The organism is Nostoc sp. EspVER01, assembly GCF_034530635.1.
Lineage (GTDB): Bacteria > Cyanobacteriota > Cyanobacteriia > Cyanobacteriales > Nostocaceae > Nostoc.
Genome location: NZ_JAVRCS010000068.1, coordinates 1 through 13509 on the forward strand (window position 1 = coordinate 1; position 13509 = coordinate 13509).

The following is a 13509-nucleotide window of genomic DNA, read 5'->3' on the forward strand; positions in this document are numbered from 1 at the left end:
TAACATATTTTGGGCTGTTTTTATCGGATTTCTCTTAACATTCAACACTTTTGCTATCAGATCCACCATCGTCTACCTGGGTTGGTATCCCTTGATTTATGGTTGATGGAGTTGATGGTCGGGATTGTTCTCTTCGCAATTGCCAAAATAAAACGTAATAAAGTGTACCAAAAATTAAAATTAGGCTGAGTGTTCCGAAAAAAGTTAGGAGGTTAAATGCTAGAAATCCCAGAACTAACTGCGAGAGAACATACCCCAGTAATAAACCGGTAAGTAAGAGGATGAATGTGCCGACAGCAATAACTACTTGATTCCCCATATATCCTCTTCTTCGTCCTCAAGTCCTGGTCTGGATATTGCCACTGGCTGAGGGTTCCAGGGGGCAAATACTGGTAATAGAAGTAGTCCTGGTACAGCGGCGGCGATGGTAATTAAGAAAAATATAGGCCAACCCGTGCTTTGAGCGATCGCGCCTCCAGGGGCCGCCAGAATATCGCGACTGACAGCCATTAAGCTGGATAATAAAGCATATTGGGTTGCGGAAAACCGCTGGTTACAAAGACTCATCAAAAAGGCAACAAAGGCTGCTGTCCCCAATCCACCACAAAATTGTTCTACGTTGATGGCAAGTACCATAGCTTGGTAGTTTTGACCGATGTATGCTAGAAAAAAGTAAGCTAAATTACTTACTGCTTGTAGAATACCAAAAACCCAAAGCGATCTATTGATGCCAATAGCACTCAAAATTGAACCACCGGCTAAAGCACCGACAATCGTCGCAATTAACCCCATCCCCACTTGAATTGCCCCAATGTCGGTTTTGGTAAAACCAGTTTGCAGCAAAAAAGGCGTGGTCATATTGCTCAACAAAGCATCACCTAGCTTGTATAGGGTAATGAATGCCAGCATTAGAATAGCTTTAATAATCCCTTGACGCTGAAAAAATTCCCCAAAGGGCAAGATGACAGCATCAGCTAGAGAACCTGGAGGGCTAATTTCCTTGGGTTCTGGTGCGAATAAAGTGGCAAGAATACCAATTACCATTGTCCCTGCCATAAACAAGTAAACTGATGACCAAGGCAGTTTGTCAGCAAGTATCAACGCTAAAGCACCTGCGACTAATAGGGCAATTCGATAACCTAAGATAAAAACGGCTGCACCAGCCCCCATTTCTAGTTTTTCTAAAACGTCGGTACGGTAGGCATCAACAGCAATATCTTGAGTTGCACTGATAAAAGCGATGACTATGGCGTTGATGGCTAGTAGCTGTAATGCTTGTTTGGGTTGTTGGAAAGCCATGAATGCGATCGCTACAATCAAAGCAATCTGCGTCAAAATTAACCAACCCCGTCTTCGTCCCAAAACTGGCAAGGTGAACCTGTCCACCAACGGCGACCATAAAAACTTTAAGGAATAAGGCAAACTGGCAAGGCTAAACCAACCAATAGCAGCTAAATCTACCTTCTCTACAGTCATCCAAGCCTTTAAGGTATTACCGATTAACAATAACGGTAAACCCGATGAAAAACCTAAAAATAATAAAGCCGCCATCTTGCGACTACCGAAAACTCCCAGCAGCGATTTAATTTTCCTCATATTTTCAAATTTTTGCCTCTTTTGAGGAAATATCAATAAAATACAACGAGGAAATCCAGAAGTATATCATGTAACTAGTACCTATAAGGGTTTGGATTATCGGAGTGGCAGCAGTTCCTATTAATCCCTATCAGGGATTGAAACTCGCCATCGCTGTGTGATTTTACCCAAACATGACAAACTACCAAGATTTACTTGGGTTAAATACAAATTCAGGATAACCTTATAGCGTCAGCGTTTTCTTAACTTTCCTGAATTGGATAAACCTGATGTCCCCTGATTTCTACTCTGTATGCGGCGAGGCATTTTTCCCAACCTTCACGCGTACCAATGTCGCTTTTTTGGTTAAGTAGCCCTAATTCCTGTTCTTGTTGGGTGAGTTTAGCAAATTCTTCGTAGCCTGGGTAGTCGCTAGTAACAAATGTTTCCTTCCGGTGCAAAATCGGTGGATTTGCCCTAGTTTCGTAGTCTCGATGAGTCACAAAGAGGGTTTTTAAATCAATACCGATGCTGGCTTTTAACGCCGGATGGGGATCGGTATCGAATTCAGGGTAAGACAGATAGGATATTTGCGGTTTATCAGTGTGATATTTAATTAATGTGGCTTCATCGATACGCCCAATAGTACGGCTAGCGCAACCTTCACAAATTCGTAGTACGGGGTCAAGTGCTGCTAATGCCGAAACATGGACATAAAGCGCACCGCGTGTATGTTTTCCAATTTTGCTTTTTTCGCAAGCAGCTTTAATCACCCCAGGTTTACCTAAACTGAAAAGCTTTTGATCGGCTACAAGACACGCTTCTTCATAGCTACTAAAGAAGGCTTTGATATCGTGACGCATTTCTGGCGCTAGCTTCTGCCATGCAGGGCGTTTATCAAAGTGAGTCAGAGCAAGATAAACTTGAATATCTAGAGAACGACGGTAAGCGATCGCATCCCATTCAGCCTCATCAGTAGCTTGTAAAATTACACTAAAGGCACGGCGAAAGTTACCAAATTCACTTAGTAATTCTTGTTCATTTTCTAATTCGCCTTTCACAGGTAGTCTACCGCGCTTGGTAAAGAAAGCCATGAGTGGTTGCAGCTGTTCTTGATAGTCTTCAAACCGCTTAATAGGAATGCGGACTCGCGGTGTAGAGGTGGTAGAAAAGAAGCGGATCGCTTTGTAGCTTTCTTTTTCAGCTTCATCTCGAAACACAAAATAGACGCCTAGTGCGATCGGTACTGCATCGACATTTAGGACTTCATCAATATAAGTTTTGAGTTCTTGCTGTTCGTAATATTTCTGAAAAGTATTGCGGCGCGTCACAATGCCATCATTGTAAGCAAGTTGGGTTTTGCTGGGAGCGTTAATCAGGATTTGAGCCGCGACAATTAAAACTTTCCCGGTGAGTTCCCAAGCTTTGATCAGGCTTTGACGGCGTTCCTCTGAGTCTTCAATGACGTTGAGGACATAACCCAGGTTAACCACATCGGCGGGGGTGCGTGGTACATCAGGATGGTAGTAAGGGTCCCAACCTGCACTGGTGTAGCCTAAGTTTTTTACTCGTTCGACATCACCACCGTAGCCGCAGCCATAGTCAAAAAAAGTGGTGTCTTGATTGAGGATTGACCCTTCTATAGCCAATCGTACAGGGCGAGAGATGTCGGGGCGAGCGATCGCAGCTCTATGACGCTCAATTTCTAGCGCTTCAGGCATAATATTAGTTGTCAGTTAACGGTGAACAGTTAACAGTCAACTAATATCCTTTCAATTTTTAACCGCCAGTTCAATTAAATCTTCAATTTTCTTGATATTTGGATCGCCTGCTAAGTAACCAATACCGCGATGCAAATGTAAGCGGAATTGGGTGGCGAGAGTTTCTTTATCGGTGGGATAACCGTCATTGTGACAGCGTTGCTTGAGGGCGAGGAGGAGTATATCAGACATTTCGCCACCAAAAACGCGCCAACTCATTTCGACGTTGCTATCCTGGGGAATTGGGACGGGGGAGGGTGTAGTTGCTTCTGCGAGGGAACGACAAAATGCCCAACGACAAAGGATATTCCATTGGTCGATTTTGGTGCTGCGCTTAAGTTTGGTAAGTTGGTCTTTGGCTGTTTGAGACAGTTTTATTCTTTCGATTGGTGATTCCATAGTTTTTATAAATAAATAGTGATATAGAAATAATACTGCTGGGAAAACTAAGAATATGTCTTAAGTTTTCGCCAAGGAATAATTAATGAAAAGCCCTGAATTGCGACTTCTCTCACGCCCAGCAGATAGTTCAAAAGCCTTAGTTTTTATAGATGGATATTTAAGCGAAGAAAAAGTGAGAAACAATAATTTGCTTTATGTCTTAAATAATGCTGGTTGGCGACATTCTGTATATCATTTATGGTGGGATTCTGGTCTTTTTGAAAGTTCTCTTATGGGTTTTGGTCTTGGTCACTGGCATAAAACCAAATATCGTGCAGAACGATTTGGGAGAGATTACTTTCCTCATTTGATTCGTAATCAAATTCCTGAAAAAAATGTCTCTTTTATGGCTCATTCATTAGGGGCGCGTGTTGCTTATTATTGTATGGAAGGTTGGACAGAAAAACAACATTTATTAGAAAATGTGATTCTTCTTGCTGGTGCTGTTCGTAGAGATAGTAGCAAAGATTGGGGATATGTAACTTCCCAGATCACAGGAAACTTAATCAATGTATATAGCTCTGATGATAAAACATTAAAATATATATTCAAAATAGCTGAAGGAGGACAAAATGCTTGTGGACGGAAACCAATAAAAGAGTATCACCCTAGAATTGCCAATGAAGATGCAACATATCTAATAGGTAAAAGCCATAGCCCATCTAAGTGCTTCGACTACTTACCAGAGTTAGTTAGAAAAGGGTTATGGCAGATATGAAATTTTTTATAACCCCAATTCATTATTAATAGCAGCAATTTCTAGCTGTATATCTAAATCATTAGCCATTGTAGCTAGTTGTTCCTTCATATATTTTACATCAGTAAAGTTATCTGATATTTGCTTTTTTTCTTGCAGTTGTATTGTAATTCGTTCTAATAACTATTCTAATTCTTCTAATGACAGAACACGTAGATCATTCTCTATTTTTAATACATAGGGCGAGTTCATAATTGCTTATCTACTTTCCAAAGGTCGTGATATATATTGTAAATATCTTTTTTAGACGATATCTACTACCAAAAATATTGATTTTCTACCACTGTTGTTTGGCGGGTAGTGGAGTCGTATTTTAGGAGGTATTCACGGGCGATCGCTTCGTTTTCTCGCAGTGTTTCTACTTCTTTCTTGCCAATCTCAGTATCGGTAGATAACAAAATTACTTGATGGCTGGCGGATGGAAAGTAACGTTCAACTAAGTTATTGCGATGAGAGGAGTCGAGTCTACCTAGTGGCGTATCGATTGCTACTGGTAGGCGGTGTCCAGAGACTTTCGCTAAACCCCAGAGGAATGCGATCGCAAGTAATTGTTTTTCGCCAGCAGATAAACGATGTTTAGGCACAGCTTTACCATTTAAATCGTAAAGCAAAAGGCTAAAAGTCTTAGTATCAATAGTGATACGATGCACTAAATCAGATTTATGCAGGAGATAAAGGAAGCAGTTTTTAACTTCCTCCTCTAATTTATTGAGTTTTCGCAGAGTTAATTTTTCACGAAAAATCTTGAGTGTGTTTTGAACTTTCGCTGCTGAGGTAATAATATGTTCGCTATTTTTATGTTTAATATTTTCTACGGTATAATCACTTAATTCTCTCTTTGACTTGGCAATAATAGTTTCTAATTCAGCTAAACGGCGGCGGATTGTTTCGTAATTTGCTTTAGCTTCAACAACTTGATTTTGTACCGATTCTAATGCTTGACGCAGCTTTGTATAATCTTCTGGTGCTGCTGCCGTTTGCACTTGCCTTTCTAGAGTATGAATTTCTTCTTCTTTATTTTTGAGAATAGCTAATTTCTCTTTTGCAGAAAGTTTAGAATTTTGTAAGTGATATATAAGATTATCTAGCTGACTTAAAGTTTCATCATCAGCTAATAGCCAAGGTGCTTCCGTCTGGAGAGTCTTTGCATATAAACTATCTACATCTTGGATTAAAAATGATTGGATTTTTTCAACTTCTATTGGAGACATTTCAACTTGATTTAGCCAAGTGAGTAAGCGCTGATCTCGTTCAAGTAACAAATCTTTAGAAATTTGTACCTGTTGATGCCGAAATTCTTTTTCACCCTGTGTTTGCGCCTGATTAAGTAAATTGGGAATTAATGCCAGAGGTAAAACATCAGCCGCTAATTCACACATTGACTGACGTACTTGTTCAATTTCCGCAGTTTTTGTATTTTGCTGTAGTTCTAGTTGATTGCGTTCTGCTGCAATCTTCCCACCTTCAGAAATAAATTTATCAAAGGCTTCTTGCTGCTTTTGTTCTAATTCTTCTACCTGATTTTTGAGAATTTCTACTTTCTCTTCTGTGGTTTGATAATCTTCTTGCTGTTGGGTTAACCTAGTTTCAATTTCCTCTAGGTTTGCTAAATCCTTACTATTACCAACTTCTTTCAGTTTTCGGTTAACTAAAATATCTAAATCAACTGCTAATCTGTCTGCTAACTCTAAACCTAAAAGTCCGCGAATTGCATCTACTACAACAGGTGGTGGTATTTCCTGTTCTGCGAGTTCTTTAACTTGTTCACCATCAAAGAGAAATAAGTTAGAAATACCTAATGGCAGGAGATTTTCAATATATTCATCCCAGATATTAACTAAAGCATCAGGCCATGTATCACTGTCACCTAAAATACCTAATGTATCTTTACCGTCTTTAGGATTTTTTGTCCAACTACGAACAACACGATATTTTATTGGTTTGTCGTTTTCAATATGTTCAAAAAGTAATTCAATACGAGTGTCTGCAACTGGATCTATTTTGTTGTTAACACATTGATTGAGAAAATCGCTATAGCTTAAATTACCACGGGTAGAACATTGGGCACGGGGGCCATAAAGGGCGAGACGAATGGCATCCATAAGGGTGGTTTTTCCGCCGCCATTCATCCCACCTAATAAGATAATTGGGTGTGAGTTTTCTTCATCAATTTTTGGGTTAAGATTGATTACCTGTTTCCCACTGTAGGGGCCAAAGTTTTGTAATACGAGTTCAAGAAATATCATTGATTTTTAAGATTAACATGAGTTCGACAGCGATCGCAGAAGCAGAAAGCTTGTGATGAAAGGAATCAGATAAAATTAATTAGATGGTTTTGTCTGACGCATTCAAAAAAAATATTGTCTATGAAATATAGAGATAGCGGTTCTCGCCTGGGTGCAGTACAGTTTTGACCTCTCTCCAAACCTCTCTCCTTTTAGGAGAGAGGCTTTGAATTGTTCCCCCTTCCCGCTTCGGGAAGGGGGTTAGGGGGTTAGGTCTATTTGCACACCTCCAGCTTGAAAAATCTGTTCGGCGGTTAAATTCAATTCTGGGAAAGTAGGCGAGACAATATGGGTATCGCCTTTAAATTGAGTAACTTGGTACTCACCATCAATTAATTCATAAATGGATATAGTAGGCAGTTTAGGATTGCCAATAAACTTCCTAGCACCTATAGCCGCGTAATCTATAATCCAATATTCTGGAATACCTATAGCTTCATAATCAGCTAATTTTTTGTAGTAATCATCTCGCCAGTTAGTACTAACAACTTCAATAACCAATGGAATAGATGCAGCTTGAGATACAGTTGATTCTTTTTTCCATAAAGGCTCATTCACTAAATTTGGTCGATTGATTATTAAGATGTCTGGTGAATAAGCTGATTCACCTTCAAATGGCTTGACTAATACAGTTTTTGGAATGAAGTAAGGAAGTTTTTGTCGCCCAATTTCGATAGATATATTTAGCGCCAAAAAACCAACAACATCCTCATGATCTCCAACTGGTTGAGCCATTTCAACAATCACGCCATCATGTAATTCATATCTTCCACCTTCAGGCCGCCAAGCTGCAAAATCTTCAAAAGTTACTAATTTGTGTATGGCTTGAATCATAGAACCTCGCTTGTTTTAAGATAACCCAACTTTGTCAAGCGTTCTTTAATACCAATTTAATGTGAAGTTGCACATATCTTGATCCCCCTAAATCCCCCTTAAAAAGGGGGACTTTGATAGATGTTTTTCCGGTTCCCCCTTTATTAAGGGGGGCTAGGGGGGATCGAATTCTATGCAGCTTCATAAAAAATTGGTATAAATAGTTTGGTTGACTCCCGTCTTCTATTATTCTGAGTTTTCCTTTTTGAATTTCATACTTGCCCAAGTTACCTCTTCATCGCTTTCACTTTTACCTTCATCTACTTCATTGATTGCTGCAACATCGCCCAAAGTCATCTGCTTGACTTTTGCAACATCACCTTGACTAACTGCTTCGCTTAATTCGCGTTTCAAACGAGCATTTTTAATCGCGTCTTCTGGAGAACGGGAACTCGTATTAAAGCATTTTTCTAAAGTATCGTATATTCCCACGCGACGAGTTTTTTTGCGATACTGGCGTTCTGTATCTAACAATTTCGCCATGAGTTCCAAGTGCATCGCGTCACCTTCACAGATTTCTTCTAATACTATCCATTCATCACGACCTAGTAAGCTATAGTCAGCGCCAGGGCGGGGATCTTGAAAATCTTCACCAGTCACTTCTTGATAAATCCGGGGTAAGCTATCATCAAATTCGTGTTTTTCTTCTAGCCAAATGCGGCGAATTTCGCTCATTTCTTCGAGAGTAATTAGGGTGATATCGCGCATATTTTCTGGCGCTGTCCGACGGGTTTTTGTTTGCGCTTCTAATAATCGTCTGAGCCAATGTTCCCGCCAATATTTAGTATAGGGGCCAGGGATTGGTTCAATGGAGGTTTCCCCGTTTTTATTGCGTTCAAATAGTTGGACATCTCCCCAAATTCTTCTAAAATCTCTTTTTTCTCGGTCATCTTTGATATCTAGTTCATTACGGATATCTAATAATGGCTGCATCCATTCTTTTTCTTCATCATTTTGGATCATTGCCTCCATTGATTTATCCTTATTCACTAGTGTGCAAACCCAGCAGCCAAATCGGGAATCACCGCAACTAGGAGTAGAAGTATCAACAACTAGTGGACATTCATTATCGGCTGTTGCACCTCGATACATAGCAAATAATTCTTTATTACTTTGTCCCCAAGGATTATCCCACTGATTCAGGTATATCCAGACATCGTTATTACTCCAATCTTCTATAGGGGTATAGATTAGGGAATTGGGTAGGCTGGCATTAGGACTCAGGCGATCGCGTACTCGATCAACTTGATGCTTTTTCATTGTGGCAGCACGTTTGGCGCTTTCTGCTTTGCGAGTACCCAATACAAGAATTGTTTCACCGTTAGCTCTAACTATTTCACGGATGAATTGATTAGCAGGATTAATTTTTAAACGTGGAGTACACCAGCGAAACTGGTTACGAGGTGCTGGATATCCTTTACCAATAAGATTTACCCAAAATGTGTCTTCAATTACTGGTTGTAATAGATGTGGATCAATTGGCATCCCCTGTCTTTTAGCAGCTACCTTGAGATTCTGCATGGATTTGCGAACCCAAGCAGATACTACAGGGTTTTCTACCTGAGTATCGGTTGTAATTACATAGACTGTTTTAGTTCTTTTTTCTGGAGGAAGAGATGCGATCGCATTCCATACAAGCTGCAATACTGTACTAGAATCTTTTCCCCAAGACACGCCCAAAACCCAAGGTATCTCATCCAAACAATACAATTCTTGAATTTCAATGGTGAGAGCTTGGATATAGTCCACTAACTCTGCTACAGTACGTGTCTGCTGGTTTTTATTTTCTGCTTGTTGTGCTGTAGTCATTTCTCCTTCTCTCTGGAAACACTGGCTTAATATTCGGGCGAATAGAATTCTCGTCTACATAAACAAAACCCGCCGACCTGGGTTGAAGAAAAGTTTTTAAAAACTTTACTACTAATATCCAATTTTTTGGATAATTAAAGGACATAATCTTATTCTGTTTTTAAAATTTAACATGAAAGATAGTGCATATGACCCAACAGCTGACATCGCTAGAGAATACCTGGAACGGGAAAACAAGGAAAAACAGGTACTAGCTTTACTCCTAGAGAAGTTTTTAGGGAGAAAAGATCAGATTCTCGTTCAAAAAACCGAGATGGGTGGTACTGAGGCTTATGTTAGCTCTGTTACATTAGAATGGTTTGCAGGTCGGGTTCACTTCGCCTCTGGCTTACCTCTGTTTCAAAAAAAGTATAATCCTGAGACTGATAATGTCGAGATTGACGCGGATAGTATTGATGAAATTCAGCAACGTCCCCTTGATTGGTCACGTCAAGCACCGCTAGTCCAGTATTTAGCGGCTAGAGACAATCATAAGTTTCCGCCGGTGCTAGTGGTGATTAATCAACCGTGGGTGGATAATCCTAAAGCTGCTGAGTGGGATAGCGATGGACGCGCGACAAAGTCTACGACTGATTTTATACCCCTAGATAAAGATGGTAAGGTAGGTCTGCTAAATATTTCTGAGGATGATGTAACCATTTATGCACTGGATGGTCAACACCGATTAATGGGTGTACAGGGGTTGATGGAGTTAATTAAAACTCGCAAACTCCAGCGCTATAAAAAAGATAAAGGTGCTGATGACAGTTTTATTACAGTCAATGATTTGATAGAAAAGTACCAAGTAGACCTTGCTTACTTGCAAAATTTACCCAAGGAAAAAATTGGTATTGAGTTCATCTGTGCGGTAGCGGCTGGGGAAACTCGCACCGAGGCAAGGCGGAGGGTGAGATCGATTTTTGTTCATGTCAACCTGATGGCTGCACCCTTGACTAAAGGTCAGCTAACACAGTTGAATGAAGATGATGGTTTTGCGATCGTTGCTAGAAAAATTGCAGTTACACATCCACTATTAGAACAACGACAAGAACGCAATCCCCGTGTTAATTGGAATAGTGCAACAGTGGCTTCCAATTCTACAGTTTTGACGACTTTGCAAGCTCTGCAAGATATGTCTGAGCGATATTTGGCTCACAAATTCCCTCACTGGAAACCCTTGGAGAAAGGTCTAATTCCCATGCGTCCAGAGGATGAAGAACTTGAGCAGGGAATTGAGGAATTTAAAAAGCTATTTGATTCTTTAGCTAGTCTTTCTAGTTATAAAATTTTAGAACACGAGGATACACCAGCTTTACGGCGCTTCAGCTTTGAGAAAGATGGAGGTGAAGGAAATATGCTTTTCCGTCCAGTTGCTCAAGTTGCATTAGCACAAGCTTTAGGAATTTTAGTTTTTAAAAAAGGTTTTTCCTTGACAGATATTTTTAAGAAGTTGCGGAAGTTTGACCAGCAAGGTGGTTTTAGTGGTATGGAATATCCCCAATCTCTCTGGTATGGGGTTTTGTATGACCCAAATAAAAAACGAGTACAGGTTGCTGGACGAGATTTGGCAGCGAAGTTATTGATTTACATCCTGGGTGGAATTCAGGAACAGATGGAACGTGCTGAACTTCGTAAGGCTTTGGCGGATGCTAGGACTGTTGAAGATAAAACTATAAGTTTCGATGGTGAGTTTGTTGATCCAAAAGCTGTAGGACTTCCACATATTCTCAACTAGCAAAGTTAAGTAGGGATTTTGCAGTGTGGTTTTTACCGATGCTACAGTCCATAAGGGTTGCATATCATGTTTGCTAACATCTACTAATTTATATTAGGTATTTATATGGCTCAACCGATTGAGGATGACAATAATAGCATTTCTCCTCAGATAAAAGCTCAGTTTAGCTCCTTTATTGAGCCATTCTTCTCACAATATCATCGCGATCGCTGCTATCCAGGACTAATTTTTCAGCAGGGAAAGCGGACAATGCTGCAAATTAATGTACCTGCGAGTGACTTTTCTGGTCTTCTCCAAGCTAAACCATCCACTGGGAATGATCCTGATTCTGGTAAAAATCGCCCAGAGGTTAAAGGTCATGCTGATGAAATTAAAAAATATATTGTTGACCGTTCCAGAAAAGAAAAACCTTGGATTGTAGGAACTTTGACTGCGAATGTAGCTCCAAAAGACATCACAATTCTTGAACTGGGTAGGGGTATTTGTCTAGTTGTTATTCGTCGTGGAGTCAAGTTGGACATAACTGATGGACAACACCGTAAACGTGCAATTCACGAATTGATAGAAAGTACTGAAAGCCACTTAATCAGTGATGATGATTTTGCAATTACTCTAGTTTTAGAGGGTGATTTCCAACAGTGTCAGGCAGATTTCAGAGACATGGCTCAAACAAAACAACTAGATAAATCATTGTTATTATCATTTGGTGAGTTCTCTGGTCGAGTTGGCATTACTAAAGAATTAATAAAACGAGTGCCAATGTTTCAAGGCAAGACAGAGAAGATTAAATCAAGTCCTGCAACTAAACAAAAGCTGATTTACACAACCAATTTTATAGCTAGGTTTGTAAGTTGCATTTTTACTAACGATCCAGGTAATCAACTTCGAGATTATGATGTTTATCAAGCATCTGATGCTTTAGTTATTTGTCTTAATAGATTTTTCTCAGAATGTAGTAACACTGAGTATATTGCTGATACAACTGTTGAAGAACTAACAACAGATGAAGTCGCTGCATTTAAAGAAGATTGTATTCTAGGTATAAGCGTTGGACTAGAAGTTTTAGGGCGTTTATTGCACTATATATATGATTCAGAAAACAATTATTTTAATGAAGAAAAAATTTCACAACTAGCACAGCTAGATTGGTCAAGAGAAAACCAACTTTGGAAGGATAACGTAATTAGAATAGATGCCCAACCTAAAAATCCAGACAAGCCATATAGAATATCTGCTACTGTTAGTGCAGTAACAGATGCAGTCAAAACAGTAAAAATTACACTGGGATGGATGTAAAATTATTGCTTTTAAGCATTACTTAAAAATCAAGATAGGAATTTGGTTAGATCAAATTCCTCATCTTGCTGCTCTGTATTAGTTCTCTCATAACTAAGAATCAATAAAAGTCGCTCTGAATAGTCTACTGCTCCACGCAGTTCATTTTGTATAATCTCTAAACCAGCATTAGCATACTCTTCAAAAATGTGAATGCGTTGCTCGTCAGCTATATTATCATCGCCTATAACCTTAATATTTTCTGTTTCGGTGATAGCCAACAAATTAATTAATAGAGTGAAGCTGCTAGTAAAATAATCTTGTCGCAGTGGGGATAAATCTTTAGAAATAATGTCTAAAGGAATGCGCTTTTTATTTTTAACGCCCAATGCTGCTGCAAACACCATTACTTCTACATAAGTCTGAAAAGGCCCAGTTGTGTCTTTTGATGCGACTAGAGATTTCACCAACTCAGCCTTATCTTTTGCAACCCTGATTCTGTTTGCAGCCATTGTTTTAATATCTACATTGTTGCTATTTTAACCGAAAGTTGGAAGTGATAGTAATTATTAGCACATTATTTTATACTAGTATGCGGGCGATCGCTAAACAAACAAATTATCCACCAACATACTCCATCCTGGTAACGCAGGTTCAGCTTCAGCCACCTCACCACGGCGATAAATTTGGGGTTCTTCAGGATTACTAGCACGATATACTCTAATAACTTCCTCTTTAAGTACATCTACATCCCAAACTACCAACGTACCAGCCGCAAAATAATCACGGCGTTTACTAGCCATTTCTTCCTCAGCCTTATCACCGTACTTATATTATATTGAAAACAGAACATCCTCATAAACTAAAGAAATAGGAAAGTGAAAATCAACGCTAGTTAAATGAACTGGGAGCATCCAGTTTTGGAAGATTTATCATTTATGGGAAAATGTAAAGGGAAAT

General features: G+C 39.5%; 11 protein-coding genes and 1 pseudogene. 3 read left to right on the forward strand and 9 right to left on the reverse strand.

Translation table 11 applies throughout. The annotated features are described in order from the left end of the window. Nucleotides 1-67: 67 nt before the first annotated feature. The 4 genes and pseudogenes from RMX69_RS28815 to dndE form a co-directional block, all read right to left on the reverse strand. A pseudogene (locus RMX69_RS28815) lies at nt 68-319 on the reverse strand (ABC transporter permease); the annotation flags it as partial. After that, entirely contained in the window at nt 304-1596 is a 1293-nt protein-coding gene (locus tag RMX69_RS28820; RefSeq protein WP_322639472.1) for an AmpG family muropeptide MFS transporter, read from the reverse strand. The pseudogene RMX69_RS28815 and the gene RMX69_RS28820, both read right to left, overlap by 16 nt. 242 nt (nt 1597-1838) lie before the next feature. Beyond that, on the reverse strand, nt 1839-3296 hold the full coding sequence (locus RMX69_RS28825; RefSeq protein WP_322639473.1) for a DNA phosphorothioation-associated putative methyltransferase: 1458 nt from the start codon (nt 3294-3296) through the stop codon (nt 1839-1841). A 51-nt stretch (nt 3297-3347) separates the two neighbouring features. After that, on the reverse strand, nt 3348-3734 hold the full coding sequence (dndE, locus tag RMX69_RS28830; protein ID WP_012410821.1) for a DNA sulfur modification protein DndE: 387 nt from the start codon (nt 3732-3734) through the stop codon (nt 3348-3350). Nucleotides 3735-3819: 85 nt separating this feature from the next. On the opposite strand from dndE, the gene RMX69_RS28835 reads away from it, so the two are divergent. Then, nucleotides 3820-4494: a DUF726 domain-containing protein gene (locus tag RMX69_RS28835; protein WP_322639474.1), complete on the forward strand. Its 675-nt coding sequence runs from the start codon at nt 3820-3822 to the stop codon at nt 4492-4494. A 296-nt stretch (nt 4495-4790) separates the two neighbouring features. On the opposite strand, the gene dndD is transcribed toward RMX69_RS28835, so the two are convergent. The 3 genes from dndD to dndC all read right to left on the reverse strand — a co-directional run bounded on the left by dndD (nt 4791) and on the right by dndC (nt 9500). Then, a complete protein-coding gene (gene dndD / locus RMX69_RS28840) occupies nt 4791-6779 on the reverse strand; it encodes a DNA sulfur modification protein DndD (RefSeq protein ID WP_322639475.1) in 1989 nt (662 codons plus the stop codon). A gap of 240 nt (nt 6780-7019) precedes the next feature. Beyond that, nucleotides 7020-7652, reverse strand: coding sequence for a Uma2 family endonuclease (locus tag RMX69_RS28845; RefSeq protein ID WP_322639476.1), 633 nt, complete (start codon nt 7650-7652; stop codon nt 7020-7022). A gap of 225 nt (nt 7653-7877) precedes the next feature. Further along, on the reverse strand, nt 7878-9500 hold the full coding sequence (gene dndC, locus RMX69_RS28850) for a DNA phosphorothioation system sulfurtransferase DndC (protein WP_322639477.1): 1623 nt from the start codon (nt 9498-9500) through the stop codon (nt 7878-7880). A gap of 172 nt (nt 9501-9672) precedes the next feature. On the opposite strand from dndC, the gene RMX69_RS28855 reads away from it, so the two are divergent. Continuing rightward, entirely contained in the window at nt 9673-11274 is a 1602-nt protein-coding gene (locus tag RMX69_RS28855) for a DGQHR domain-containing protein (RefSeq protein WP_322639478.1), read from the forward strand. Nucleotides 11275-11379: 105 nt separating this feature from the next. Next, nucleotides 11380-12570 carry a DNA sulfur modification protein DndB gene (locus RMX69_RS28860; protein ID WP_322639479.1) on the forward strand — a complete coding sequence of 397 codons (1191 nt, stop codon included), beginning with the start codon at nt 11380-11382 and terminating at the stop codon, nt 12568-12570. A 29-nt stretch (nt 12571-12599) separates the two neighbouring features. Here the strand turns inward: RMX69_RS28860 and RMX69_RS28865 are convergent, their stop codons facing one another. Further along, complete coding sequence (locus RMX69_RS28865) at nt 12600-13061, reverse strand: DNA phosphorothioation-associated protein 4 (RefSeq protein ID WP_322639480.1); 462 nt, start codon at nt 13059-13061, stop codon at nt 12600-12602. A 93-nt stretch (nt 13062-13154) separates the two neighbouring features. Next, entirely contained in the window at nt 13155-13352 is a 198-nt protein-coding gene (locus tag RMX69_RS28870; protein ID WP_289798741.1) for a Uma2 family endonuclease, read from the reverse strand. Nucleotides 13353-13509 lie beyond the last annotated feature (157 nt).

Coding starts and splice junctions, on each gene's coding strand:
- RMX69_RS28855 (WP_322639478.1), top strand. CDS start 9,673: ATGAAAGATAGTGCATATGACCCAACAGCTGACATCGCTAGAGAATAC.
- RMX69_RS28845 (WP_322639476.1), bottom strand. CDS start 7,652: ATGATTCAAGCCATACACAAATTAGTAACTTTTGAAGATTTTGCAGCT.
- dndC (WP_322639477.1), bottom strand. CDS start 9,500: ATGACTACAGCACAACAAGCAGAAAATAAAAACCAGCAGACACGTACT.
- RMX69_RS28825 (WP_322639473.1), bottom strand. CDS start 3,296: ATGCCTGAAGCGCTAGAAATTGAGCGTCATAGAGCTGCGATCGCTCGC.
- RMX69_RS28860 (WP_322639479.1), top strand. CDS start 11,380: ATGGCTCAACCGATTGAGGATGACAATAATAGCATTTCTCCTCAGATA.
- RMX69_RS28865 (WP_322639480.1), bottom strand. CDS start 13,061: ATGGCTGCAAACAGAATCAGGGTTGCAAAAGATAAGGCTGAGTTGGTG.
- RMX69_RS28820 (WP_322639472.1), bottom strand. CDS start 1,596: ATGAGGAAAATTAAATCGCTGCTGGGAGTTTTCGGTAGTCGCAAGATG.
- dndD (WP_322639475.1), bottom strand. CDS start 6,779: ATGATATTTCTTGAACTCGTATTACAAAACTTTGGCCCCTACAGTGGG.
- RMX69_RS28835 (WP_322639474.1), top strand. CDS start 3,820: ATGAAAAGCCCTGAATTGCGACTTCTCTCACGCCCAGCAGATAGTTCA.
- RMX69_RS28870 (WP_289798741.1), bottom strand. CDS start 13,352: ATGGCTAGTAAACGCCGTGATTATTTTGCGGCTGGTACGTTGGTAGTT.
- dndE (WP_012410821.1), bottom strand. CDS start 3,734: ATGGAATCACCAATCGAAAGAATAAAACTGTCTCAAACAGCCAAAGAC.